This window comes from Niastella populi, assembly GCF_002078015.1.
Lineage (GTDB): Bacteria > Bacteroidota > Bacteroidia > Chitinophagales > Chitinophagaceae > Niastella > Niastella populi.
Genome location: NZ_LWBP01000212.1, coordinates 14,240 through 39,366, shown reverse-complemented (window position 1 = coordinate 39,366; position 25,127 = coordinate 14,240). Strand labels below are relative to the sequence as shown.

The following is a 25,127-nucleotide window of genomic DNA, read 5'->3' as shown; positions in this document are numbered from 1 at the left end:
TGAAATCTGTTAGCGCGGTGTTCGCGCTGACAGAAAACAGGTGAAATCTGTTAGCGCGGTGTTCGCGCTGACGAAAAATGCAATGGTTCGAACAGAAACAGCCCGGTTAAAAATAAAACCGTACCTGCGCAAACGGAAATTAATAGCGGTTTTAGCCAAACGCACCGGAACAAAAAGAAACTGATGTACGATGAATTGCAATTGGGTCTGTTCAAACATGCAGCAGTGTAGAACAAATTCTACACAACGCTTCCAACGACATTTCTCCTTTTGTAAGTAATCAACTGATTTAGTTCAACTAACAAACGGGCGACTGCAACTGCCTGCGCAACCGGTGTTGGCAGCCGCCGCCGGGTAGTGGTACGAAATTATATTACCAATTGATCATGAAACACATCTTCTATCTATTGATGGGGACCGTACTTTTAGCAGGTTGCCTGAATAACAACGAGCATACAAATGAAGGGAGCGATGCCGGCGGTAATTCCGCCAAAAAGAATATCTCAACGCGCGACATCACCATAACAAAGGAAAATTCGTATTCAGACCTGTTCTTCGACAGCGCCTCGCTGGCCGAATATATCGCCGCCAACCAGGTGCCTGATTCAATCGCCAACCGCATGATCAGCTTTTACAATGCCCGCAATTACCAGTACGCCTGGTTCAACAGCGATGGATTTACCGAAGAAGCGCAGGCCTTCTGGAACCTGTTCGACCACTACCTCACCTATTCGGGCGACACCACACTGAAAAACAGGCCACTCGAAAAAAATATGAACCGCATGCTGACCGATAGTTTTTCGGTAGGCGCCAACGATAAAGGTTTTCTTAAAACCGAATGGCAGCTTACGCAAAGCCTTATCGGTTATGCGATGAAAAACTTTGAAAAAGGGTATGTAAAGCGCAAGGAACTGGAGCGCTTCGTTCCGTTCAAAAAAACCGACCCCATACAACTGGCTGATTCCCTGCTCACAAAAAAGCATAAAGACAATAAATATTTCGAAGACATCAACGTCTCCTACAAAGCGTTGAAAGGTCAGCTGCAAAAGTATTACGACATTCATAAAAAAGGCGGCTGGCCGGTGATCCCTGCCATAAAGAAACCATTGAAAAAAGGCGCTTCAGCGCCCGAGGTGACCCTTCTAAAAAAGTATCTCGCCTTAACCGGCGATATGCCGGGGAACGACACATCGGCTGTTTTCAATGACACGCTGGCACAGGGCATAACAAGCATACAACAACGATTTGGAATGAAACCCACCGGCACAGTGACCAAAGAACTGATCACGGCCATGAACGTGCCTGTACGCGACCGCATAAAGCAACTGCTCATCAATCTCAGCCGCATGCGCTGGATGCCCACGCAGCCCAATGGAACGCTCATTCTCGTAAACATTCCCGAGTTTAATTTACATGTACTGGAAAATGGCAGTAAAGTGTTCGACATGAATGTAGTGGTAGGAAAAGAAGGGCACAGCACTACGCAGTTCACTGGTACCATGAACCAGATCGTATTTGCACCATACTGGAATATTCCACCCAGCATCGTGACCAAAGAAATAATGCCCGAGATCCAAAAAGACGAGCACTATCTTGTAAAAAATGATATGGAAGACCAGGGCGATAAGGATGGCGACGGTATTCATGACATAAGGCAACTGCCTGGTGAAAAAAATGCATTGGGTAAAGTAAAGTTCCTGTTTCCCAATAGTTTTGATATTTATCTGCACGATACACCCGCCAAGAGTTTGTTCAGCAGAAGCAAACGGGCGTTCAGTCATGGTTGTATACGGCTGGCCGATGCACAAAAGATGGCAGAGTACCTGTTACGCAATGATCCCAATTGGGATGCCACTAAAATACAGGAGGCCATGGAGAGCAAAGAACAAAAGGTAGTAAAGCTGAAAAATAAGGCGGAAGTGTTCATTACCTATTATACCGCCTGGGTTGATGAAGAAGGGCGTTTAAACTTCAGGGATGATGTGTACGGGCATGATAAAGAGATGATGACAAAATTGTTTTAGGTCAGTTTTTAGTTTGTAGCGCTTTATTAGCTGTATTTTGCCGTTCTTGCGGCGTGAAGCTTGCAGCGGCTTGTAGCTTATAGCGCATATATCTGCAAGGGGTTCAATATACGCTACAGGCGACACCGGTAAGCGTATGCTCAATGAGCAAATGAACTTACCGACTGTTCGTTTGTTTTATATTTATCATGCTCTTTGCAAAGAATGAGTAATATTTACATAGTATAAGCTTAAATGAAGAAGAACGGGCATTAGTTATTCTGGTTGAGGCATTAATCGTTTTGCGTTGATAGTTTCACTTTAGGTTTTCCTAAACCATTATATGTAAAATGGAAAAAATTTACAGCATTTTGGAACATATGTATTAGTTGAGGAAGATCAAAAAGTGTATGTATCACGTAAAATGCAGACGGGAAGCGATGTTACACCCTGCATGCGGGGTGTAAAATTTTATTAAATCATATCTTTTTATAATCGTAGCATGAGAATTGCTTTTAACTTTGTGTTTCACTTGTTACATTTTTTGGACTATGCGAATTGAAGTAAAGAAAAATATACACTTCACCAAGTTGGTGAAAGTGAATGGAAGGTTGAAGGAGTTTAACTTCAGGAAACTGGGCGGCCCTAATGAAGGTCTTTTCACAGTAGATGTTAGCGATGACAGGGGCAACAGGATCCTGTTCCGCATGCAAAAAGAACAAGACATCTGGAAAATTCTGCCACAGCAACTGCCAAACTGGGTTATGGAAAAAGAGAACACTTTCCATGATCTTATTGAAGAAGAGCTGCGCAGTATGTAATAATACCGCTAATTCCCGTCCCGGTAAGTAAGTGCCGGGAGCTCCGGGATTTTCCTGTCTCCCCCTCTCAAAGCCTGGTCCCGCCAAAGTGCGGGGGCATAAGCTGTATATTGCCAGTCATGTTTTGGTTAAAACAGGACGAATGTACTTGTTTTCAATGTGTTATCAGGAGCTGAAAGCCGAATACAGCTAAAAGCCGAAAGCCAAAGGCTGAAAGCTAAATACAGCGGCATACTTTAAGCTTCAGGCTGCAGGCTGCAAGCCGAATACAGCCGAAATCGAAATACAGCGGTCTTCCCCGCCCTGTCTTAATCGCCGCACACACTTCCCTGTAAACTTTCCACTTTAAACTTCTCCCCGTCCCCGGCAAACCAACATTCCACCGCTCCCCCTCAACCATACACTTTCACCCGTTACCCCAAGTTCACTTCACATTAGCACATCAGCAAATCAGCACATTATCAAATTGCCCTCCTTTTTCCCCGTTTTTAACAATAATTTTCTACACTACATTTTTGTAATACGCTGAAATTCAATACAGCATACCCGGGGCATTCCTTTTTAATTATATAAGCAAAACATTAAGCTATGAAACCGGCAAATAACAGATACAGCGGAAATAAGGAATTGTACAGGAATTCGGAAAATATAGCATTGATAACCTTCGTGGTTTTTCTGATAACTACTTTCGTAGCCTCATGTATATATATAGGCATCGATGGATTCCTAAGCAAATAAAAATGAATTCATTTTTACACTAATAGAAGCAGCGCACAGCCAAACAGAAAGCGTCCCGACATAACATCGGGACGTTTTGCATGTTGATAGCTAAAGGGTAGTACCAATACAGCGATATGTTATTGTAGTAAATACAATTAACATAATGGGCGTAGCAAGCCAGTAAGCCGACTATTCCAGGCTGCTACGCCCGAGGTAAGGAGTATGGATTAAACAAAAGACTTGAAGCGCAATAGCACCAATATTGTTAAAGCAATACAAGCGTTACCGGCTGAACATTTAAAGGGGATTGAATAAAAAAAGGCGTGACTACAGAAGACGCTACTCTTTCATACAATAGCTCTTCTTCAAAGAAGATTGTTCTTCATTTACGATAGATCTGCTACAATAAAACAATAAAGAACGGATGGAAAGTGAATCAAGATGCAAAACATCCGCTACTATCAGAAAGGTTGCCTCACCAATCTTCTTCATAGGTAACAATTAGTCGACCACTATATATCCAAAATAGTGCCACTTGTAATGTTAAGGTTAGAGAAGCTACGCAATTTTTTTTAGCAGCTTGCTTATTAATATACAGTCTACTATGTGGAATGATCAATCATTTATTTGAAGTAGTAAATCTACGATACCGGAGCCGTTTCAGGTTACAGGTTGCAGGTTGCACGGGTACCCGCTATCGATTTCCGATTCCCGGATCGCTATTTTTTGTTTTTGAGTTAGCAGTTATTACCCTGAAACCTGTAACTCAAACTTTCACATTCGTAATTGCAAATTCATTAACTGAATTACTTATAAACCGGCTAACTTACTAACTGAATCGCCCGACTGCAATGCAGCTTCAACAGTACCGCCGGCTTCACCATCATAATATGCTTCACCCGCAAAATACAAGGTTTCCTGAACCGGTTCATTCAATAATTTACGTGCAGCTGCAGTAAACAACTTACTGTAACTATATGCCCCCATACTGAATTGGTTCAACTCCCACTTTACCACATGCGATGCGGTAATCAATGTTTTTAATTTTTCTACCGGCATTGAAAAAATATTCGCCAGCGACTGCAATGCCTGCTGTAAAATTGCATCCCCGGCTACGTCTTTGAACTTCGCCGCCTGGGGGCCGCCCAGCCATCCGGTTAACACCGGCGTGGAATCGGGCAACTGGGTCCACCAGGTGGGAATGGTTTCTTCACTCAACAGAAAGCCAATATCCTTCCGGTATTCGAACCAGAAAGGCGCTGAAAACTGCAAATACACTTTCACCACCGCCCCATACCCTATCTGCCGCACCGCCTTGTTTACTGCATCGATGGCCGGTTCAAATGCAATCGCCGCTGCATGTGGCGATGGCGCCTGTAATACCCCCAGGGGAACCGTAATGATCGCTTTTTGCGCGGTGAATGTTCTTCCGTCTGCGGTTACCGCCTGCACTTTACCGGTTTCCCAGCGCACGGTTTTTACCACGCAGCTTGTATGTATAATACAACCATGGGCAATACCTGCCTGTTGCAGGTATTGTATAAGCTGTGTGTAGCCGCCGGGAATGCGGTATTGTTCTTCCTGCTCCTTCATCCATTCCTCATGCAGTCCCATTACGCTCGCTTCTTTGGGATCGGCCACATCGAACCCTTCGGCAAAACGGCAGGCCGACTTTCGCAGATCAGTATATCTTTCGTCGCCAAAATATTGTTGCAGAAAATCGCTCAGCGTCATATCGGTTTTGAGGCCGGCCATGCGATGGATCAGTTCATCCCATCCTTCTACAAATTCTTCCTGTTCCGACCAGCGGCCGTTCTTCACCTGGATCATTTTTCCCGCTACCGGCTGATATGCTACCCCCACCTCTTTCAACAACTGCATTGTAAGGGAAAGTTTACCATGTATAAACTCTGCACCTTCTTCAATGGGCTGTAGAAAACCAGCCGGTTGAATGGTATGAATTCTTCCCCCCACCCGGTTGCCCGCTTCCAGCACGGTAACCGCATGCCCGGCGGCGCTCAGTTTGCGTGCAGCAAAAAGGCCGGTTGCGCCGGCGCCGATGATCATTATGGAGTGTTGCATTGTGGTTTAATTGAGTAACTGAAGGTATTAAGAATGTGAAGTAAGAGGTAGGAAATAAGAAGTAAGATGGCTTATAAATTTTCAGGAGCATGCTTATTGTCGAACCTCAAAATACTTCAACCTCAATCCTAAAATCAAAAATCAGACCTTGCACCACTAACTAAAAACCCAACAAGGGTGAGCCACCCGATAGCTAACGGGAGACCAACCCTGTCAACTTTCAACCCGGCGTGCAAAAAGTTTGCCCCTTTATCAACTTTATCAACTTTTCAACGTTATCAACTGTCCACTTCCCCTATTTCAAAGCCGGCTTCAACACTTTCAACCTGCCATCGATCTTCTCGTTGATCTTCAGCCCGAGGATCTTCGCGATCAACGGGTACACGTGCACGTTTTCGAACGATGGTATTTGCAGTTGTTTTTTAAAGGAAGGCCCCCAGGCATAAAACGTGGCATGCATATCGGGCAGGGCATTGTCATAACCATGTTTACCGGCCAGCTGGTTTCTGTGGCGCCGGAACTGGAAAGATTTTGGCGCCCGCGTCACCAGAATGATATCGCCTATGCGTTGATAACGGTCATCGGCAGCACCATAATGCCAGCGTGCAGGCACATTGGTTGCCAGGTACACATCATAATCAACCGCTACTTTTTTAAGCGCTTCATATGCGGGTTGTACATCACCTGCATTATACGCGTACATATGCACCAGCACATCGCCATCGGGCACTTTGAATTTCGTGGTATCTATGGCCGAAGGTTTAGCGATCAGGTTTACCGTATCAACCGCCGTCATACCATGGTCTGACAGAAAAATATAATTCACCGGCAGTTGCAGTGAATCGGTCATGCGTACCATTTTACCAATGGTATTATCAATAAAATGTACCGCTTCTTCGGTTTGTTTTGAATCGACCCCATACATATGCGCTTCATGATCTACTTCGGGCAAATAAAAAGTGATGAGATGGGGCCGTTTGTCTTCCGGCAGCGTTAACCAGTTCTTCACGGTTTGAATACGGGTATCGATATCGATAGAATCATTATACCGGTAATAGTAAGTGGGGCGAACGCCTTTTACCGCCGTTTCTGACCCTACCCAGTAAAAACTGGCGGTCACCATTTGCTGTTGTTCTGCCAGTACCCACAATGGCGTGCCGCCGTACCAACTGCTGTCCTCCACTACTTTGCGGTTGCCGAGCCGGTATATCTCATCTCTTTTTTTATCGTAAAAGGTATTGTCGACCAACCCGTGATGCGCAGGATACAACCCCGTTACCAGGGTATAGTGATTGGGAAAAGTAAGCGAGGGATAAGAAGGGATCATTGACTTTGCGGCTACTCCGTTACTGCGCAGCTGCTGCAGATTTTTAGCGTCGTATTTATCGGCCAGATCGTGCCGAAAACCATCGGCCGAGATCAGGATCACATAAGGCTTTTTCTGTTGCTGCGAACTGTTGCTGCGGCCGGGCACAATATGCTGGGTAATATCTACCTGGGCGGTCAGCAACAGGGGCATTATAAGGGTCAAAAGCGCAAAGTATGGTCTCATGTGTTTTTGTTGTAAATGTAAATAAATGCGGAACGCTCCACGCCGAACGCAAAACGCTTAAGACAAATATAAAGATTGTAGCAGGTTCGGGGAAAAGCGGTAAGCCGTAAAGCCCAGAACTGAGAACTGAAAAACTAAAAGAACCTGTAAGTTCAGGACGGTTTTACCCCGCTATGGCACTAACTTCCTACAGTATCCGTATTTCCAACGATTGCCGCAACCCAACCAGTTGAAAAAGGATCATCCCCCGGTGATTTTCAACTAAAACTCAGCCATATGAATCTCGCATTTACACAACGTGCGGTAAGGGCCATGCCCTGCCTTTTTCGCAGGAAATTCCTCACTACGATCAACTGTAGTTTATTCTTCCTGGTTGTATTGTTATTCCTTACGCCGGCCCGGTTAACCGCGCAAAAACAAATGGAACGCCTGAACCGCGGCGTGGTAGCCGTACGCACCGGCAGCAGCCAGGTGTATATCGGCTGGCGCCTCTTTGGGAACGATCCTGCCGGTATAGGATTCAATGTTTACCGCAATTCGACCCTGCTGAACGCTACGCCCATTACCAGTTCAACCAATTATGTCGACAACATTACCACCAACAGCGCCTATTCGGTTCGCCCGGTAATAAACGGTGTTGAGCAGGCCGCTTCGGAACCGGCCGGCGTATGGTCGCAAAACTATGTGAACATTCCGCTCCAAATTCCCGCCGGCGGCGCCACACCCGACGGGGTAGCCTACACGTACAGCGCCAATGATTGCAGCGTAGGCGATCTCGACGGCGACGGCGATTATGAATTCATTGTAAAATGGGAGCCATCCAATGCCAAAGACAATTCGCAAAGCGGTTATACGGGCAACGTATATATCGATGCGTACCAGACAAACGGCACGCGCCTTTGGCGGATCAACCTCGGCAGAAATATCCGCGCCGGAGCGCACTATACCCAGTTCCTGGTGTATGATTTCGATGGCGACGGCAAAGCGGAGCTGGCCTGTAAAACCGCTGATGGTACTGTTGACGGGGCCGGAACCGTCATCGGCAGCGCCAGCGCCGATCATCGCAACACGGGCGGTTATATACTGACCGGTCCCGAATACCTCACTGTTTTTAACGGGCAAACAGGCGCCGCCATGGCTACCACCAATTACCTGCCCGCAAGAGGAACGGTATCGGGCTGGGGCGATAATTACGGCAACCGGGTAGACCGGTTTATTGCCGCCGTTGCCTATGTTGACGGACAAAGACCCAGCATGGTGTTTGGCCGTGGTTATTATACCCGGCTGGTGCGCGTGGCCTGGGACTGGCGCAATGGTTCGCTTACCCATCGCTGGACGTTCGACAGCAATAACAACGGTTCCTATGCCGGCCAGGGCAATCACCAGATGACCGTTGGCGATGCAGATGGCGATGGCCGTGATGAAATCTTCAATGGCTCCAGCGCCATCAATGATAATGGCGCGGGGTACTGGGCCAATGGTATGGGCCATGGCGACGCCCTGCATATGAGCGATATGAACCCCGACCGGCCCGGTAAGGAAATATGGATGCCTTATGAATCGCCCGGCAGTAATGGCGGTGTGGGCGCAGCGCTGACAGACGCCGCCACCGGTGCGCGCATCTTCACCGTTGCCGAAGCGTCGGCCGATGTGGGCCGCGGGCTCGCCGCCGATATTGATCCACGTTATAAAGGGTATGAAATGTGGGCCTCGCGCGGTAACCTGTATACCTGTACCGGCGCCAGCATCTCCACATCAAAACCATCGATGAATTTCGCAGTCTGGTGGGATGCCGATCTGCAGCGCGAACTGCTCGACAATATCACCATCAGCAAATGGAATTACAGCAGCAGCACCGCCTCTACCCTGCTCACCGCTACGGGCTGCGCCAGCAACAACGGCACAAAGGCCACGCCTAATTTATCGGCCGATATCCTCGGCGACTGGCGCGAAGAAGTTATTCTGAGAACAAGCGACAATAGCGCATTACGCGTATTCACCACCACCATTACCGCCACCAACCGCATTTACACCCTCATGCACGATCCGCAATACCGGGTGGCTGTCGCCTGGCAGAACGCGGCATATAACCAGCCGCCGCATCCCGGGTTTTACTTAGGCGGCGATATGGCGGCCCCGCCTGTGCCCAACATTTATTTCCCGGGCACCGGTAGCGGCACCACCGTAACCATCCAGGAAAACAGTACCGGCTTTTGCAGTGTCGACGGAACCATCGATAACAACAATGCCGGCTTCACCGGCGCCGGTTTTGCCAACAGTGCCAATGCTGTGGGCAGTAGCGTCAACTGGCGGGTGACCGTACCGGCGGCAGGCAGTTATACCATCAGCTGGCGGTATGCGAACGGGAGCGGAACCGACAGACCCGGCAGCCTGCTTATCAATGGTGGAACCGCCGTATCGTCGATCTCTTTTCCGGCAACCACCGACTGGACCACCTGGACAACCGCATCGACCGTGATTAACCTGAATGCCGGCACAACCAACATCAGGTTACAGGCAACGGGCAGCGGCGGACTGGCCAATATCGATAACATCAATATAACCGGTTCAGCCGGCGTAACACCGGTGAACTGCACTGCTGCAATAACCGCTGTAACAAACATCACAGCCCGCGCCAATGCAATAGTCGTAGCGCCCAACCCCAGCGCGAACGTGTTCACCATTACCGCGCCCGGGAATTTCAGGTATTCGGTATATGATCAGCTGGGCCGGCTGGTTGAAAAAGGGAACGGACAAAACAAAACACAGATCGGCCGGCGACTGCTGCAGGGAACCTATACTATACAGCTCGAATATGCGAATAAGTCAGAATCGATAAAAATTCTTAAGAGAAAGGGATAGTTTGGTGTTTATGGTTTATGGTTTATTGTTTATGGTTAGGCTCAAAACTAATAGCCGGATGTTTGTCGTTTGTGGGTTGTCGTTTGTTGGTTGGCTCAAAACTAATAGCCGGATGTTTGTTGGGTTGTGGTTTGTCGTTTGTGGGTTGTGGTTTGTGGGTTGGCCTCAAAACCAATAGCTGCATTTTAAAGAGTGCTTGGGGGCGGCATTCGATTGCCAGGCCGGAGATCAATATGCATCACAGCCCAGACCTAGCAATTCAGGATAATTTTTTTTCCTGCAGTCACGTGTTTTCCAATTAACAATAGAGAGAGAAGATCAGGCGGTGCTAATTAATTTTAGCATCGCCTTTCTTTTGGAATACAGCCTAAAGGCGAAAGCGAATACAAATATGACTATACAGATTATTACGATGAAGCAGGAGCCGTAAGCATAAAATGAAACTGTATTTCCTTAAGGCCATCGCCTTTAGCCTGGCAACCAGATGTAATAGGCAAATACTTTATATATTAGCATCGTTATGCCCGTAACATTTACCACCACATTACTGCAATTTGCCCAACAGGGTGAAAAAACCGGCTGGACGTATATTGAAATTCCGGCAGATGTTGCACAGAAAATAAAGCCAGATAACAGGAAATCGTTCCGCGTAAAAGGTAAAATTGACAATTTTGCCATAAAATCGGTGGCGGTAATGCCCATGGGCGGCGGTAATTTCATTCTGGCCGTAAATGCCGAAATGCGGAAAGGCATCGGAAAGCGTAAAGGCGCTATGGTAAAAGTACAATTACAGGAAGATAAAGCCACCATACCGGTTAACGCAGAATTACTGGCGTGTTTGAAAGACGATCCGGAGGCCGAAGCATATTTCAATTCACTTTCCAACAGCCACCGCTCCTACTTCAGCAAATGGATCGATGGCGCTAAAACCGAGGCCACCCGCACAAACCGGCTTGTCAAAACCATGACCGCACTGGCAAAAAAATGGGACTATGGCCGTATGATCAGGGAAGGAAAACAGAACAAAGAGGAGTGGTAAATTCCCGATGTACCGGAGGGGTGGCTGCTTACCCATTCAAAACGAATTGCATAAGCGGTTATATACTGTAAATTGTTGTAACATATTTCAAATCGCGTATACTGCCGTTTTAAATTCTGCGTTATATCTTTATACCGGAATAAGTACTTTTCGGTAGGCTTTGTATGTAATCTATTAATAATAACAGCATCTTTTTAATAATAAAAACCCAATAACCTATTTTTTAAATTAGTTAATTTACTAATTTGCCGCAGTATACTAATACCCTATGATGAATATAATTCTACTTTCTTTCATGTGTATAACAACCTTGCCCTGTTTAGCGGTTTTACTGCATCAAGGCAAATACGCTCTCAGTTTTTCAGCAAATCCAGAATTTATATTTCAATAGGTATTGGTCGCGCATAGAATGGGCGAAGCAGGAAATGTGTGTGGTAATAGTGTGTAAAAAATAAAAATTCTATAGTCAAAAAACAAAACTGTACAACCTTTGAAAGTGAAAAACGGTCCATGATAAGCGCAACACCCGGGGTATCTGAAAAGAATGCCTCCGCCTGGCCAAGAACCGGCGACCCGACAACTGAATGTGAACTTTAAAACAATATGGTAGTTTCAATTATTTTTATCAATTAATTTTAAAAACCGTTCTATGATAAGTAAGTGTTCCCTAACCACACTTCTGCTCATCATCTCCGCAGTCAGCTTCGGTCAAAAACAAGTTGAAGGAGTATGGAAAACCCAGGACCAAAAAGACAGCCTGTTAGTAAGCCAAAGTGGACAGAGTAACCCGGCAGTATTTGTTTATTTTCCAAGTAAAGCTAAATTTCTGCCCTTCACCATCAGCGGTGAGGAACTGGTGCATTTTGAACCGGATGCATCTAAAATGACATTAAGCCTGTCGGGCGATGGTAAAACCATTACCGACGCAACCAGCGGCACAAAGAAAGTTTACACGAAAGTGTCTTCAACGTCTCCGGTTAATTATAAGTCAGTACCAGCGGGCCCCGATGACTTTTTCGATTTAAGTACCAGCAATTATTATGCGGGTATCAATTTCTACCTGTCATCGCACCCCGGTTTGCCTTTTATGCCTAACCCGGCTTTTATCACCAAGAAAAGAACCAGTGTTGTAAAAATTGAAAAGTACTTTGCCCGTGTAAGCGGCGGTGGCGCCGTTTCGGTTCAGAAAGAATATGACCTGGTGTACAACTTCAACGGTAGCGGTCTGATCACCTCTGTTCAGGTTGTGCCTACCGGCGCCGGTCAGGAAACCGATACATGGACATACGCATATAATGGCGATAAACTGCAAAAGATCAGCTCTCCCGGTCGCGTACTGCAATTCGATAACGACAACTGGGAAGTAGATGCACGCCAGCAAAAGAAGATCCCGTTCATCTTCCCGATGTGGTCTTATTACAGCAGCTCAAAACCACATACGGCTACCCTGCCTTATATGACAGGCGCTCCGCTGAACGAGTATTTCTATAATGATGCAAACCAACTGGTGCGTATCTGTTCTAAAGATGTAAGTGAGCCAAACATTCTGGAGCATTGCACGGAATACACTTACGATAAAAATGGAATTCCCATAAAAATAGTAGAAACAAAGAGAAGCAAATAAGTGTTAAATCACTTACTATCATAATGAAAAATGTCCCGATTCTTCGGGACATTTTTCATTTAAAGACGGTTCATCGATGCATTTTCAAATTGAAATACATTAACCATTTTTTCATTGGGTGAAGCGCGAAAACACCCGCCATTATTTAACTAAAACACCACAACTTTTTCGCTTTTCCACATGTTGTGTATAAGTAACTTTACGAAAATGATGTTCTAAATAATTATATTTGGAATAGATCAAATCAAGAGGAAATCAGGACGCTCCTATCCTGGAATTGTGAACTTAAACTGAAGCGCATTGACAGAAACTATAATCAGTCTTGAAACTGTAAACCCTATCGAGTTTTTCGGCGTGAACAACGGAAAACTGGATATTCTCAAGAAAAAATTCCCGCTATTAAAGATCCTTTCAAGAGGTACGCAAATTAAACTCAGCGGCTCGCCCGAACAGGTTGAAAGCGCCAAAGAAAAAATTGAACTCATCGTTCAATACCTTGAGCGCAATGGCCATATGAGCGAGAACTATTTCGAGCAGATCCTCGGCGGCGACGATGCCGAAACTGTCGACAATTTTATTGACCGAAATCCTAACGACATACTTGTTTTCGGCCCCAATGGAAAAACGGTGCGGGCCCGTACCATAAACCAGAAACGGCTGGTGCAGGTGGCTGAAAAAAATGATATCGTGTTCGCAATCGGTCCTGCCGGTACTGGTAAAACCTACACCGCGGTGGCCCTGGCCGTTCGGGCATTGAAGAATAAAATGGTCAAAAAGATCATTCTTACCCGTCCGGCGGTGGAAGCCGGCGAAAGCCTCGGTTTTCTGCCCGGCGATCTTAAAGAAAAGATCGATCCGTATCTGCGTCCGTTGTATGATGCGCTCGACGATATGATACCTGCCGACAAACTGGGATATTATATGAGCACGCGGGTTATCGAAATTGCACCCCTCGCCTACATGCGTGGCCGTACGCTCGATAACGCGTTCATCATTCTCGATGAAGCGCAGAACTCAACCGATCTTCAATTAAAGATGTTCCTTACCCGTATAGGCGCCAATGCGAAAGCCATCATTACCGGTGACCTGACACAGATCGACCTGCCGAAAAATCAACGCAGCGGCCTGGAGAAAGCAGCGCGCATTCTGCGGAACATCGATGGCATCGCTCACATCGAGCTCGATGAAGAGGATGTTGTGCGTCACCGCCTCGTAAAAGCCATTATCAGGGCCTACGACCGCGATCACCGCGAGAACGGCGATGTGCATCCCCAGCAGCACTGGAGAGATAAGGTGCAGAAATTTGACAGAAATGAACGTTCCGACGATAAAAAAGAAGCGTCGGAAGATAAGAAATAAGTTGACTGGTTCACGAGTTGACTGGTTCACGAGAATCGGTTTAAAAGGTCAGTGTAAGAAGTACGAGGTATGAGTTCCTGAATTCATGCCTCGTATTTTTTATTAGTTTGTTAACAGGTTGAGGAGTTGAAATTAAACGGCAAAGCTGCGCTGCGCCTTCCCGCCACGATCATCCGGCCCCGCTAACGCCGTCATTTGCCAAGCGATCAACAAATTCGTTATCCCCAAATCCTGTATTTTCCTCGTTAAACAATTAATTCGTCAACCCTTCCCCCCTGATTCCAACCCGTCATCCCTTCCCTGATCCCCAATTCCCAATTCCACCCCAGTTAACCATTTAACCCGTCAACCAGTCAACTTCCCCAATTCCCCCCTCAACTTCCCCCCCAACTCCCAACCAACCTGCCCACGAACAGGTTTTGATGAAAAATTAGCCATATATATCCCCCGTTGTGTTTATTTTTGTTGATTATGAAGAAATTAATTGCCAGTTTTTGCATACTTACTACCGTATCCTGTAACTCAGGCGGCGGTGGTTATAAGAAAGCAGAAAATGCACAGGATGCCGGCACCCGGTTCATTCGCGCTTCACTGGATGGCGACTATGATAAAGCGGCATTTTACCTTTTGAAAGACAGCACCAACAATTTGTTGTTCGAAAAACAACAGGCCAATTACAATCAATTGAGCAGCAAGGAAAAAGATCAGTACAAAGCTGCCTCAATCAGGCCAGTTGCCATTACGCCCGATAACGATTCTACCGTTCAATATAAATACTACCACACCTCAAACCCCGCCGATACCACTACCCTGCGGATCGTACGCAACCAGGATAGTTGGTTCGTTGATCTGAAATCAGTTATAAAAATGTAAACAAGTTGGATGCATAAAGGAGGATACAGGGAAGGACCATGACAGTAAATGTTGCCGGTTGTTTTTTAATTGGTTTATTTTGCGCCCTGGCCGATAAAGGTAACCTGCTTTCACCGGAATGGAGCTTATAGCGCACTACGGGAGGCTTTACTACCTGCTCAATGTTTGCTTGCAAAAACATTAACCTGCCCAAAAGCGGCACTGTAATGTTTTCATGCTGTACACCGGCGCCAGTATCATCTCCGGCCTACTGGCAACCCGACCGGGCATAGTATTAATTAAGTTAATATGAACTTTATTATAGATTTGCTTAAATTTTAAAAGAACAATATGATAACTGTTTCCCATCCCTGGCATGGCGTGCCTCCTGGTGATCAGGCTCCACGGATTGTAAATGCAGTCATTGAGATTCCGCAGGGGTCCAGGGCCAAGTATGAAATTGACAAGGATAGCGGTTTGTTAAAACTCGACCGGATCATTTATTCATCATTCTATTATCCCTGTAATTACGGATTCATTCCGCAAACTTACGGCGACGATAAAGATCCTCTCGACATATTGGTTATCACTTCTCAACCCGTACAGGCATTGTGCCTTATGGAAGCCAAGGTAATTGGCGTTATGCAAATGATCGATGGCGGCGATGCCGACGACAAGATCATTGCGGTAGCCGCCAACGACCCAAGCGTAAAACACTACAATAACATCGAGGAAATACCCCCGCACTTCTTTGATGAACTGCGCCACTTCTTCCAGGAGTATAAAACGCTCGAGAACAAAACCGTACAGGTAAACGAATACGGTGATAAAGCAAAAGCGCTTTCCATTATCGAAGACGCGCTTAAACTGTACAAAGAGAATTTCAGAAAATAATGTGATAATTCGATAATTCGATAAATACAAAAAGGCAGCCTCAACATATTTTGAAGCTGCCTTTTTGTTTTCAGTTGTACACAGGTTCCGGCTTTCTTTTCTCCACACGAAAAGAAGTGCGAAAAAATTTCGCTGAAATAAAGCAAACAGGATAGCATGGCTGCCTTTTATTGGGTATTTTAGCGAATCCCAAAAACTTTATTCAAATGAATTTCCGCCTGCTGATCCTTATCCTGTTAACGCCTGCCTTTTCCTTCGCCCAGTTTCTTTCGCCGGATGCGCCCCTGCAACAGGCGTATATAAAAGCCACACAGCAAGACAGACTTATCTTCTTAATGATAGAATCGGAAGAATGCCAGCAATGCAACGATGTGGCCGATAAAGCCTTTCAAAACGACTCGCTGAAAAACTACGTTGCAGCAAACTTTGTGGCACTTCGCATCTCCCCTTTTCATTCCGATCTGAATTTACTGAGAGACAAATACAATTACCAGGGTGGGAACAGTGTGCTGTTCCTCGATAAATGGGGCACGCTTGTTTATCGCATGAACATGAGCACTACCGAATACAGTAAATACTTACTGCAATGCAGGATCGCGCTGACTAAAAAAGCCGAAGCCGATCAGCTCCGTTCGTTGGAACAGGATGCGCTTACCGGTAAAATTGAAACCGACCGGTTATACCAATTGATGCAAAAACGCCGCACCCTTTCTTTACCCATCGACGCCCTGCTCGACCAGTATGTAAAACAATTACCGGCCGACAGCCTGAACAGCATTACCACCATAAAACGCATCGCCAAAATGAGCCCGGTACTGCAATCGAAAGCCGACTCGGCCATGCGCGGGAATGAACAACTGTTTCACCAGGCCTGGAACAGCTTCTACAAGGGTGAGCAACTGGCCATTAACCGGGAGATCATATTCAAAAGCCGCCAGGCAGCCGTTGAAGAAAAGAGTTTATCCAAAGCTGTTGAAGCCGCAAAATTTGCCCGGCTGTCCCATACCGATAAAGACGCAGGTGAAAATGCCTATAACTATAGCATGATGGAATTCCACCGGCATATAAAGGATACCGCCGCCTTTCTGAAAGCAGCCGTTGTATACTACGACCGTTTTCTAAAGAAATACAGCGCAGACTCCATCAAAAAACTGGATTCCCTGCGAATGGCTGCACTGGCCAGGCGAAAATTCAACCCACCGGCGCAAGACACCGTTGGCAGGCCGGCAAATTTTACGAGAACCACCAGTACTATCCGGTACAGGTCGCAGGCCAGCCACTATAGCCAGCTCCTGAACAATGGCGCCCGTTCGGTTTACCTTATGACCAACAACCCGGTGTACCTGAAGAAAGCGCTGCAATGGTCGGTGTACGCCAACCGTTTTTTTGAAACGCCGTACGTGCTCGATACCTGGGCCCGCCTCGTATTTAAAGTCGATAAAAACGTTGATTGGGCAATACAACTGGAAGAAAAAGCCATTGCCATCCTGAAAAACCAGGGGTATTCAGCAGCAAAACATGAGGAGGTGGTGAGTAAGATGAAGAAAAATGAGATAATTCGATAATTTGATAATTCGATAATGAAATACAAGGCGGTTGTCTTTGGCAACCGCTTTTCTTATGTATTTAATTATCACATTATCTAATCATCACATTAGCTAATTCTCTTTATGATTCGCAGTTGGTGGGTTCTTACCCCGGTTTCGGAATTAACGATCCCGGCATTATCGATCTTATCGATGCGTACATTGGCGGAAGCGTGAATGATCTCGTGATCGTTCAGTAAAATACCAACATGCGTTATACGCCCTTCGGCGTTGTCAAAAAAAGCGAGATCGCCGCATCGGGCCTCCTGTAAGAAACCAACCACTTCGCCCTGTGTAGCCTGCAGATAAGCATCGCGCAGCAGGGGAATATTGAAAAATCGAAACACCATTTGGGAGAAACCGCTGCAATCGATGCCGAACACCGATCTGCCGCCCCATAAATAAGGCGTATTTAAGAACAGCTCCGCTCTTTTCCTGATAGCCGCGGCCTCCGGCTGAGCACCGGCCGCATTCCAGGTGGCGGCATCGCCATAATTTATGTTCAGAACAGCCATCAGTTCCCGCGCATTCACTTCATTCAGCACCGGAATGCCCATAGGCGCATGCGCCGGTACATTATTGATGGAAACGGCACTTACCCAACCTGCCGTATACACCTGGGAAGCAGGTTCTTTCGTCCAGTTATCGATAACCACCAGCTGACCGCGCTGGCACCAGCCTTCATACCCGTCATGTACACCCTGTATTTTGATAAAATCCTTTGCTTCTTCGAGAATAAGCCCAGCCTCGGCCAGTAACAACTGGCTGACCATTTCACTTTTATGCGCCGCTTCGGCCCGTAAGGGAGCCACCGGCACCCTGCAAACAGCATATGCCATATTTGGGATAATTTGAGGCAAAGTAATAAAGAAACGCGAAAGAATAGCAGTTACAGGTTACAAGGTACAGGGCCTTAATTCCGAAGCTCAAAAGAAGAAATTGGCAGTCTGCATTTGCCAACCTATAACCTGTATTTTGTATTTCCCTGCAACCTGCAACCTGTAACCTGTAACCTGTAACCTGTAACCTGCAACCTGCAACCTGTAACCTGCAGCCATAAACATAAATCCACAAACTAAACATTCACTCAATAAAGCAGGATTTGTAGCGTTAATGTGACGCATTTTTTGTGGAACTTTAAACGTTATGCATCTTAGTAATAAGAAAACAGCATTTTCGCATAGTGAAACCAGACCCTAATTCACATATCAGCGACCAGCAATTACTCGCCTACTTTTATTCCAGTCGCGATAACCACTGGCTGGGGATCCTACTGCAGCGTTATACACTGCTGTTACTGGGTGTTTGCATGAAATACCTGAAAAATGAGGAAGAAGCAAAAGACTGCGTTCAACAGGTGTTCCTGAAAGCCATTACCGAACTGCATAAGTACAAAGTAGAATACTTCAAATCATGGCTGTACATGGTGGCAAAAAACCATTGCCTCATGAAGCTGCGCGATAAACAGGGCCGCACCCCTGCCGAGATCAAAGAGGAAATGACCATTGCCGGTGAAGAAGACGCCGGACAGGCGCCGCACCTCGAAAAAGACCGCCAGCTCGAATTGATGGAGGTTTGCCTGCAGGAACTGAACAAAGAACAAAAACAGTGCGTAACTTTGTTTTACCTTGAAAAAAGGTCGTACAATGAAATAGCCGACCAGACCGGTTTTTCGCTCATGCAGGTAAAAAGCTATATCCAGAACGGAAAACGCAACCTGAAGATCTTAATGGAAAGAAAACTAAACCAATTCTGATTTACCGGGTCTAAGGAATGAATACCGACGACATGAACAATGAATAACGATCTACTGAACATATTATCCAATAGTAACAAAGACATTGACAACCAGAAGTTGATGGATTACCTCAGCGGTAAACTGTCGGAGCAGGAGAAACACGAGGTGGAAAGATGGATGGTCGACAATGAATTTGAGAACGATGCTATGGAAGGGCTGCAACAGATGGACGGCAATAGAAAGCTGGACGGCTATGTTGATCAGCTTAACAAAGAATTACACCAGTACATCAAACAAAAGAAAGATCGCCGCGATAAAAGAAGAATAAACAACGGCTTCTGGGTGTATACCGCCATCGTATTCATACTCATCATCATTATTCTCGCCTATTTGGTGCTCAGCAGGCTGAAACAATAGGCAATGAGCAATTGACAATTGGCAAGAAAACCAACAGGCAACAGACTATTCCCAAATGGCAAATAAGTTCGAGAGACCAATAAACGGTTAACCCTGATTATTGCCTATTGTCCATTGCCAATTAAACGTCACCTACAATCACCTGGCAAACAATAAAAGTCCCTATTTTACTAATACGCTATTTTATCCGGCTTTTCCCTCCACTCATCAAACACCTTTACAGCGCTTTCATTTCCCAAACTAACCATTTCAATCAGGCGATCGTGCAGCGGCGACGTAAGCTCCCTGTAAATAAGCGAATCGTCGAAACCCGCGTCAGCGGCATCGTGCCTGGTGGCGCCAAAGTATACCTTTTTAGGCCGCGCCCAATAAATAGCGCCCATACACATGGGACAGGGCTCGCAGGAGGTATATATTTCGCAATCGGTCAACTGAAAGGTCTGCAGGTTATTGCAGGCATCGCGAATGGCCACCACTTCTGCATGCGCAGTAGGATCGTTGGTACTGCTCACGCTGTTGCAGCCTTTGCCAACGATGGTATCGCCTTTTACGATAATACAACCAAAGGGCCCGCCGATACCGCTGTTCATTCCTTTCCGGGCCAGATCAAGCGCCGCCTGCATAAATCCTGATTCACGATCGCTCATAACATTTCCTTTTTATCAAATTTAACTAAAAAGGCGTTCATTTGAATGCAGGCTGAACTACCGCTGCAGAGCGACCCATTTAGCTGACTTTTAAAATTTCTTATATTGTACCCGGTAATATCAATACGATTATGACTAAAAAACTTTTCCTGCTCCTTACCGTACTTATAATTTCGCATACCTACGCTCAAAAGATCAGCTATGTAGTAACGTTCCCCAACATACAACATCACGAAGCAAGGATCTCGGTCATCGCTTCAGGCATTCCGGCCGGTAAAGCGGTATTCCGCATGAGCCGTTCTTCGCCCGGCCGTTACGCCACGCATGAGTTTGGAAAAAACGTATACGATGTGGAAGCCCTGGATAGCGATGGCAGGCCCGTAACCATTAACCACACCGACGGCGATACCTGGGAAGTACCCAAACAAAATGGTACTGTACAGATCAATTACACGTTATACGCCGCTCATGCCGATGGCACCTACTCTGGCATCGATCAAAGCAGTATTCACCTGAACATGCCTTCCACGTTTATGTGGATCAAAGGATTCGACAAAGCGCCCATCACCATTAAGTTCAACCTGCAGCCTTTTGATAAAAAATGGACGATCGCCACCCAGTTAAAACCAACCGCCAATGCCGCTGAATTCTTTGCGCCGGGACTGCAATATTTTATGGACTGCCCCACCAAAATAGGCAACCTTAACTGGAAGGAATGGAGCCTGAAAAACCCCAATGGCAACAATTATACGTTCAAACTGGCGCTGGAAGCAGATGCGACCGATACGCTGGTAACATCGTTCGCCGCCAAAGTAAAACGCATTACACAGGAAGCGCAGGCCGTGTTTGGCGAAGTGCCTGCATTCGATTACGGCACGTACACTTTTATCGCCAGCATTAACCCATATGTCAAAGGCGATGGCATGGAACACCGCAATTCCACCATGATCAGTTTGCCCTATTCATTTAACGGAGCTAATAATTTACTGGGTGTTTTCTCCCACGAGTTTTTTCATTGCTGGAACGTAGAACGCATCCGCCCCAAAACACTGGAACCCTTCAATTTTGAAAAAAGCAACATGAGCAATGAGCTGTGGTGCGCAGAAGGGTTTACCCAATATTACGGCGATCTGTTATTAGGCCGGGCAGGTTTAAAACCGGTTGAAGGCGTGCTGGCCGCCATGGCCGGGCTGATCAACACCAAGGAAAACAGCGCCGGCGCCAAACGTTTTTCACCCGTGGAAGCAAGCCGCCATGCGGTTTTTGTGGATGCCGGCGTTGCAATTGACAGAACGAACTACCCCAACATGTACAGTTCGTATTATCCATACGGCGGCGCTATTGCATTGGCCCTCGATCTTACGCTGCGCACTAAATTCAATCTTACACTGGATGATTATATGACGGCATTGTGGAAGCGCTTTGGTAAAACGGAGATCGCCTATACCGTTGCGGGGCTCGAAGAAGTGCTGGCCGGAATTACCAGCGACAAAACATTTGCTGCCGGTTTCTTTAGCCGTTATATTACCGGTCATGAATCTTTCAACTATGCACCGTTGCTGGAGAAAGCCGGTATTGTATTGAAAAAACAATATGCCGGCAAAGCATGGCTGGGCCAGGTGCAGTTTGCAGAAAATACAACTACCATCAGTTCCAATACGATCATTGGTTCGCCGTTGTACAATGCCGGACTTGACTTTGAAGATGTAATAACTCAACTGGATGGCAAACTGGTGGCCCGGCCGGCCGATATAAACGAAGCGCTCGGCAGCCATAAGCCCGGTGATTCCATAAGCATTCAATACAAACATCGCACGGCAACAAAAACAGCAACGCTTATCCTCGGTGAAAACCCTTCCTATTCACTGCAAACCTACGAACAGGCCGGGTTGAACCTTACCGGTGAAATGAAAGCGTTTCGCGACAACTGGCTGGGCACGAAAGTGAGAACAATAGACAACAGGCAGGCAATTCAGTAAAATTCAGGTCAAAACATGGTTCTAAACTATGAACTGTGAACTATGAACTACGAACTATGAACTGTGAACTTTTCCCCATAGTTGCTCGTTTTTCATAATGTATTTATCTTTCGCAGGCAAACCGCTGCATATGAAAAAAATTGCCTGCCTTATAGGCGCCTGTTATTCCCTGTATTCATGCAAACCGCCCAGCTACAGCTATGTGCCCGCCACCATGAACACAACCGCCTACAGCCGGGCAGGTGAAGGACAACTCGGGTTTATGTTTGGCTCGCCCGGTATAGGCGCAAAAGGCGGCGTTGCCATCACAAAAAATATAAGCGTGAATGCCTGGGCAGGTGCCCTGCCTGCCGGCAATGATAATTATGGCAGTAAAGAATTTGAAGTTTCGCTTGGTATTCAAACCAACCCGCAACAGGAACACCATGTAACCAGTTTTTATATTGGCCATAGCGGTGGCAGTAATGAAAAAAAACGTACGGGACTAACCGGCGATTTCAACCGCACCTTTTTGCAGGTACAACAATCGGCCATCGATGCCAGACTTGGCGCGGCCCGCCTCGATGGTTTCCTGGGTGTACAGGTGAACTACCTGAGTTATGAAGGCACAAAGGAAAGCGCTCCATTCAATGATTATCTGTGGTATTACCAACCCTATTTTGGTTTTGCAATAGGCGGCAACAATGTTCGGTTCGAAATTCTACAGGGGCTGGCTATCAAGAACACCGGTGAATGGAGCCATGGCGTACGGGTATTCCCGTGGTTCGGCCACGTAGGTATGTTAGTTAAAATAAGGAACAATAAATAGGCTGGCATCCTGTTCAAACACCCTAAACCTATATCATGCTGCCCGCTTTACGCCTTATTGAGGATCGCAATTATTTTGTTAAGCTCTTCTTCATTGGCAAGATACCAGTGACCGGCATCTGCAATAGCCGGGTTACGGAATGTAACCGGATCGGGCGCCGCTATTCTTGCGGAAGTATGAAACTCGGTAGCGCCGGTACCGCTGATCAGTTTTTCAATATTCGATGAACGCACCCCTGCACCCGGCATAATGATAATGCGGCCTTCGGCACGCAGTACCAGGTCGGCAAGCATTTCGATCCCTTCAGGTGCAACGTTTTTTTGTCCGCTCGTCAATATGCGCTCACAACCACAATCAATAATTTCTTCCAGCGCTTTGAAAGGATCGGGTGTGGCGTCAAAAACGCGATGACAGGTTACCCCCATGGGATAAGCCCATTCAACAATACGTTTAAAACGCTCCGTATCTATTTCACCATTCTGCAAATGCACGCCGGTTGAAATGCCATCGCAACCCAACTGTTTGCACAGCAGGATATCCTGTTTTATAATGGCGAACTCTTCTTCATCATAAAAGAAATTACCGCCGCGGGGCCTGATGATCGGGTACAATGAGATCCCGATCTTTTCGCGGGTTTGTTTTATAGTGCCATATGAGGGCGTGGTGCCGCCATCGAGCGGGTTTTCGCATAATTCAACCCGTTTTGCGCCGGCGCGTTCCGCGATGACCGACGATTGTAAATTAAAGGCACATACTTCTAATAACATACTACTTCTTTAAATTAAACTGTTTGTTGTTTGTGGTTTGTGGTTTGTGGTTTATGGTTTGTGGTTCATCAATTCGTGAAGTCAATACCAAATGCAATAACCTGCGATCCAGCCTGTTCAGGTTTATTAAAATAATAGCGAGCTCCAAAGCGCGCAGCAACAACAAACTACAAACCATAAACCACAAACTAGTTAAGCGCGGCAGCAACAACAAACAACAAACTACAAACCACAAACAACAAACTGTAAACTATAACCTAATAGATACTTTTAGCAGGGATGATCTTCTCTTCTTTCCCGCTCTTCACCGCATACGTAAATCCTTTCTGCAAAGCATACGCGCCATACTGGCCTTTTTTATTCAACGCAATGAAACCCACCTGCACTGTTTTGGCTTTGGCCGGGTTACGTTTGATGATCCGTTCAACCGCTTTTTTACAGGCAGCTTCAGGGGCCAGTCCCTGCCGCATTAACTCCACTACCAGGTGCGAGCCTACGATCTTTATCACTTCTTCCCCAACACCGGTTGAAGTAGCAGCGCCAATTTCATTATCAACATACAAACCGGCGCCAATAATGGGCGAATCCCCTACCCGGCCGCGCATTTTAAATGCCATACCGCTGGTTGTACAGGCGCCGCTGCAATTGCCGCTGGCATCCATAGCGATCATGCCAATAGTATCGTGGTTATCGGGCCCGCCGGGCATAACGCCACCGCCTGCGGGTTTATGCAGCTTGTTTTCTATATTCATTACAGGCTCATACTTCGAGGTCTTTAGCCATTCCTTCCATACCTTTTCGCTCTCAGGCGTCAACAGGTTCTCTTTTTTAAACCCGTTGTCAAGTGCAAACTGAAAAGCACCTTCGCCCACCAGCACCACGTGTGGCGTTTTTTCCATTACCAGCCGCGCAACCGAAACAGGATGCATGATATTTTCAAGACACATTACCGAACCGCAATTGTAATTTTCATCCATGATACAGGAATCGAGTGTAACCCGGCCATCACGATCGGGTAAACCCCCATAACCAACCGATTGATTACTGGCATCGGCTTCAGGTATTTTTACACCGGCTTCAACCGCATCCAGCGCACGGCCGCCTTTGCCCAATATGGTCCAGGCCTCTGCATTGGCTGCTTTTCCGAAATCCCAGGTGGAAAGTACAATGGGTTCATTCTTTACTGTGGGATACACTTCTTCCGATTGGGCCATCATCTTTTTTCCTGTAAACAGTCCCAGTGATCCCAGGAACGATGTCTGTAAAAAATTCCTACGCGTTGACATGTATTTTTTAGTTAATGAGTTAACGAGTTGACGCGTTAACAAGTTGACGAATTAGCCGGTTAACTTGTTAACTTTTCAACTTACATTTAAG

General features: G+C 46.4%; 19 protein-coding genes. 13 read left to right on the top strand and 6 right to left on the bottom strand.

Features of this window, described 5'->3' with window-relative positions:
• The first annotated feature begins 386 nt into the window (after nt 1–386).
• Both A4R26_RS27215 and A4R26_RS27210 read left to right on the top strand, forming a co-directional pair.
• Entirely contained in the window at nt 387–2,024 is a 1,638-nt protein-coding gene (locus tag A4R26_RS27215; protein ID WP_081169696.1) for a L,D-transpeptidase family protein, read from the top strand.
• A gap of 530 nt (nt 2,025–2,554) precedes the next feature.
• Complete coding sequence (locus A4R26_RS27210; RefSeq protein ID WP_081169695.1) at nt 2,555–2,824, top strand: hypothetical protein; 270 nt, start codon at nt 2,555–2,557, stop codon at nt 2,822–2,824.
• A 1,530-nt stretch (nt 2,825–4,354) separates the two neighbouring features.
• Here the strand turns inward: A4R26_RS27210 and A4R26_RS27205 are convergent.
• Nucleotides 4,355–5,626, bottom strand: a complete 1,272-nt coding sequence (locus tag A4R26_RS27205; RefSeq protein WP_081169694.1) for a flavin monoamine oxidase family protein — start codon at nt 5,624–5,626, stop codon at nt 4,355–4,357.
• A 295-nt stretch (nt 5,627–5,921) separates the two neighbouring features.
• Entirely contained in the window at nt 5,922–7,178 is a 1,257-nt protein-coding gene (locus A4R26_RS27200) for an alkaline phosphatase family protein (protein ID WP_081169693.1), read from the bottom strand.
• Between the two features lie 276 nt (nt 7,179–7,454).
• Here A4R26_RS27200 and A4R26_RS27195 point away from each other — a divergent pair, with 276 nt between their 5' ends.
• The 7 genes from A4R26_RS27195 to A4R26_RS27160 all read left to right on the top strand — a co-directional run bounded on the left by A4R26_RS27195 (nt 7,455) and on the right by A4R26_RS27160 (nt 17,373).
• Nucleotides 7,455–10,040, top strand: coding sequence for a rhamnogalacturonan lyase family protein (locus A4R26_RS27195; protein WP_081169692.1), 2,586 nt, complete (start codon nt 7,455–7,457; stop codon nt 10,038–10,040).
• A gap of 520 nt (nt 10,041–10,560) precedes the next feature.
• Entirely contained in the window at nt 10,561–11,079 is a 519-nt protein-coding gene (locus A4R26_RS27190) for a YdeI/OmpD-associated family protein (protein ID WP_081169691.1), read from the top strand.
• Between the two features lie 649 nt (nt 11,080–11,728).
• Nucleotides 11,729–12,703: a hypothetical protein gene (locus A4R26_RS27185; RefSeq protein ID WP_081169690.1), complete on the top strand. Its 975-nt coding sequence runs from the start codon at nt 11,729–11,731 to the stop codon at nt 12,701–12,703.
• 300 nt (nt 12,704–13,003) lie between these two features.
• A complete protein-coding gene (locus A4R26_RS27180; protein ID WP_081169689.1) occupies nt 13,004–14,062 on the top strand; it encodes a PhoH family protein in 1,059 nt (352 codons plus the stop codon).
• A gap of 471 nt (nt 14,063–14,533) precedes the next feature.
• Nucleotides 14,534–14,935 carry a hypothetical protein gene (locus A4R26_RS27175; RefSeq protein ID WP_133054796.1) on the top strand — a complete coding sequence of 134 codons (402 nt, stop codon included), beginning with the start codon at nt 14,534–14,536 and terminating at the stop codon, nt 14,933–14,935.
• A gap of 330 nt (nt 14,936–15,265) precedes the next feature.
• Nucleotides 15,266–15,808: an inorganic diphosphatase gene (locus A4R26_RS27165; protein ID WP_081169686.1), complete on the top strand. Its 543-nt coding sequence runs from the start codon at nt 15,266–15,268 to the stop codon at nt 15,806–15,808.
• Nucleotides 15,809–16,014: 206 nt separating this feature from the next.
• Entirely contained in the window at nt 16,015–17,373 is a 1,359-nt protein-coding gene (locus tag A4R26_RS27160) for a thioredoxin family protein (protein ID WP_081169685.1), read from the top strand.
• Nucleotides 17,374–17,462: 89 nt separating this feature from the next.
• Here the strand turns inward: A4R26_RS27160 and A4R26_RS27155 are convergent, their stop codons facing one another.
• Nucleotides 17,463–18,233 carry a C40 family peptidase gene (locus tag A4R26_RS27155; protein WP_081169684.1) on the bottom strand — a complete coding sequence of 257 codons (771 nt, stop codon included), beginning with the start codon at nt 18,231–18,233 and terminating at the stop codon, nt 17,463–17,465.
• Nucleotides 18,234–18,577: 344 nt separating this feature from the next.
• On the opposite strand from A4R26_RS27155, the gene A4R26_RS27145 reads away from it, so the two are divergent.
• On the top strand, nt 18,578–19,150 hold the full coding sequence (locus A4R26_RS27145; protein WP_081169682.1) for an RNA polymerase sigma factor: 573 nt from the start codon (nt 18,578–18,580) through the stop codon (nt 19,148–19,150).
• 39 nt (nt 19,151–19,189) lie between these two features.
• Nucleotides 19,190–19,549 carry a hypothetical protein gene (locus A4R26_RS27140; protein ID WP_081169681.1) on the top strand — a complete coding sequence of 120 codons (360 nt, stop codon included), beginning with the start codon at nt 19,190–19,192 and terminating at the stop codon, nt 19,547–19,549.
• 170 nt (nt 19,550–19,719) lie between these two features.
• Here A4R26_RS27140 and A4R26_RS27135 read toward each other — a convergent pair whose 3' ends face one another.
• Nucleotides 19,720–20,196 carry a nucleoside deaminase gene (locus tag A4R26_RS27135; protein ID WP_081169680.1) on the bottom strand — a complete coding sequence of 159 codons (477 nt, stop codon included), beginning with the start codon at nt 20,194–20,196 and terminating at the stop codon, nt 19,720–19,722.
• Nucleotides 20,197–20,327: 131 nt separating this feature from the next.
• On the opposite strand from A4R26_RS27135, the gene A4R26_RS27130 reads away from it, so the two are divergent.
• Complete coding sequence (locus tag A4R26_RS27130; protein ID WP_081169679.1) at nt 20,328–22,175, top strand: M61 family metallopeptidase; 1,848 nt, start codon at nt 20,328–20,330, stop codon at nt 22,173–22,175.
• 130 nt (nt 22,176–22,305) lie between these two features.
• Nucleotides 22,306–22,983 carry a hypothetical protein gene (locus A4R26_RS27125; protein WP_133054795.1) on the top strand — a complete coding sequence of 226 codons (678 nt, stop codon included), beginning with the start codon at nt 22,306–22,308 and terminating at the stop codon, nt 22,981–22,983.
• 47 nt (nt 22,984–23,030) lie between these two features.
• Here A4R26_RS27125 and A4R26_RS27120 read toward each other — a convergent pair whose 3' ends face one another.
• Nucleotides 23,031–23,750: a copper homeostasis protein CutC gene (locus A4R26_RS27120; protein ID WP_081169677.1), complete on the bottom strand. Its 720-nt coding sequence runs from the start codon at nt 23,748–23,750 to the stop codon at nt 23,031–23,033.
• Between the two features lie 257 nt (nt 23,751–24,007).
• Complete coding sequence (locus A4R26_RS27115) at nt 24,008–25,036, bottom strand: glycosylasparaginase (protein ID WP_081169676.1); 1,029 nt, start codon at nt 25,034–25,036, stop codon at nt 24,008–24,010.
• Nucleotides 25,037–25,127 lie beyond the last annotated feature (91 nt).

Coding starts and splice junctions, on each gene's coding strand:
- A4R26_RS27215 (WP_081169696.1), top strand. CDS start 387: ATGAAACACATCTTCTATCTATTGATGGGGACCGTACTTTTAGCAGGT.
- A4R26_RS27210 (WP_081169695.1), top strand. CDS start 2,555: ATGCGAATTGAAGTAAAGAAAAATATACACTTCACCAAGTTGGTGAAA.
- A4R26_RS27205 (WP_081169694.1), bottom strand. CDS start 5,626: ATGCAACACTCCATAATGATCATCGGCGCCGGCGCAACCGGCCTTTTT.
- A4R26_RS27200 (WP_081169693.1), bottom strand. CDS start 7,178: ATGAGACCATACTTTGCGCTTTTGACCCTTATAATGCCCCTGTTGCTG.
- A4R26_RS27195 (WP_081169692.1), top strand. CDS start 7,455: ATGAATCTCGCATTTACACAACGTGCGGTAAGGGCCATGCCCTGCCTT.
- A4R26_RS27190 (WP_081169691.1), top strand. CDS start 10,561: ATGCCCGTAACATTTACCACCACATTACTGCAATTTGCCCAACAGGGT.
- A4R26_RS27185 (WP_081169690.1), top strand. CDS start 11,729: ATGATAAGTAAGTGTTCCCTAACCACACTTCTGCTCATCATCTCCGCA.
- A4R26_RS27175 (WP_133054796.1), top strand. CDS start 14,534: ATGAAGAAATTAATTGCCAGTTTTTGCATACTTACTACCGTATCCTGT.
- A4R26_RS27165 (WP_081169686.1), top strand. CDS start 15,266: ATGATAACTGTTTCCCATCCCTGGCATGGCGTGCCTCCTGGTGATCAG.
- A4R26_RS27160 (WP_081169685.1), top strand. CDS start 16,015: ATGAATTTCCGCCTGCTGATCCTTATCCTGTTAACGCCTGCCTTTTCC.
- A4R26_RS27155 (WP_081169684.1), bottom strand. CDS start 18,233: ATGGCATATGCTGTTTGCAGGGTGCCGGTGGCTCCCTTACGGGCCGAA.
- A4R26_RS27140 (WP_081169681.1), top strand. CDS start 19,190: ATGAATAACGATCTACTGAACATATTATCCAATAGTAACAAAGACATT.
- A4R26_RS27135 (WP_081169680.1), bottom strand. CDS start 20,196: ATGAGCGATCGTGAATCAGGATTTATGCAGGCGGCGCTTGATCTGGCC.
- A4R26_RS27130 (WP_081169679.1), top strand. CDS start 20,328: ATGACTAAAAAACTTTTCCTGCTCCTTACCGTACTTATAATTTCGCAT.
- A4R26_RS27125 (WP_133054795.1), top strand. CDS start 22,306: ATGAAAAAAATTGCCTGCCTTATAGGCGCCTGTTATTCCCTGTATTCA.
- A4R26_RS27120 (WP_081169677.1), bottom strand. CDS start 23,750: ATGTTATTAGAAGTATGTGCCTTTAATTTACAATCGTCGGTCATCGCG.
- A4R26_RS27115 (WP_081169676.1), bottom strand. CDS start 25,036: ATGTCAACGCGTAGGAATTTTTTACAGACATCGTTCCTGGGATCACTG.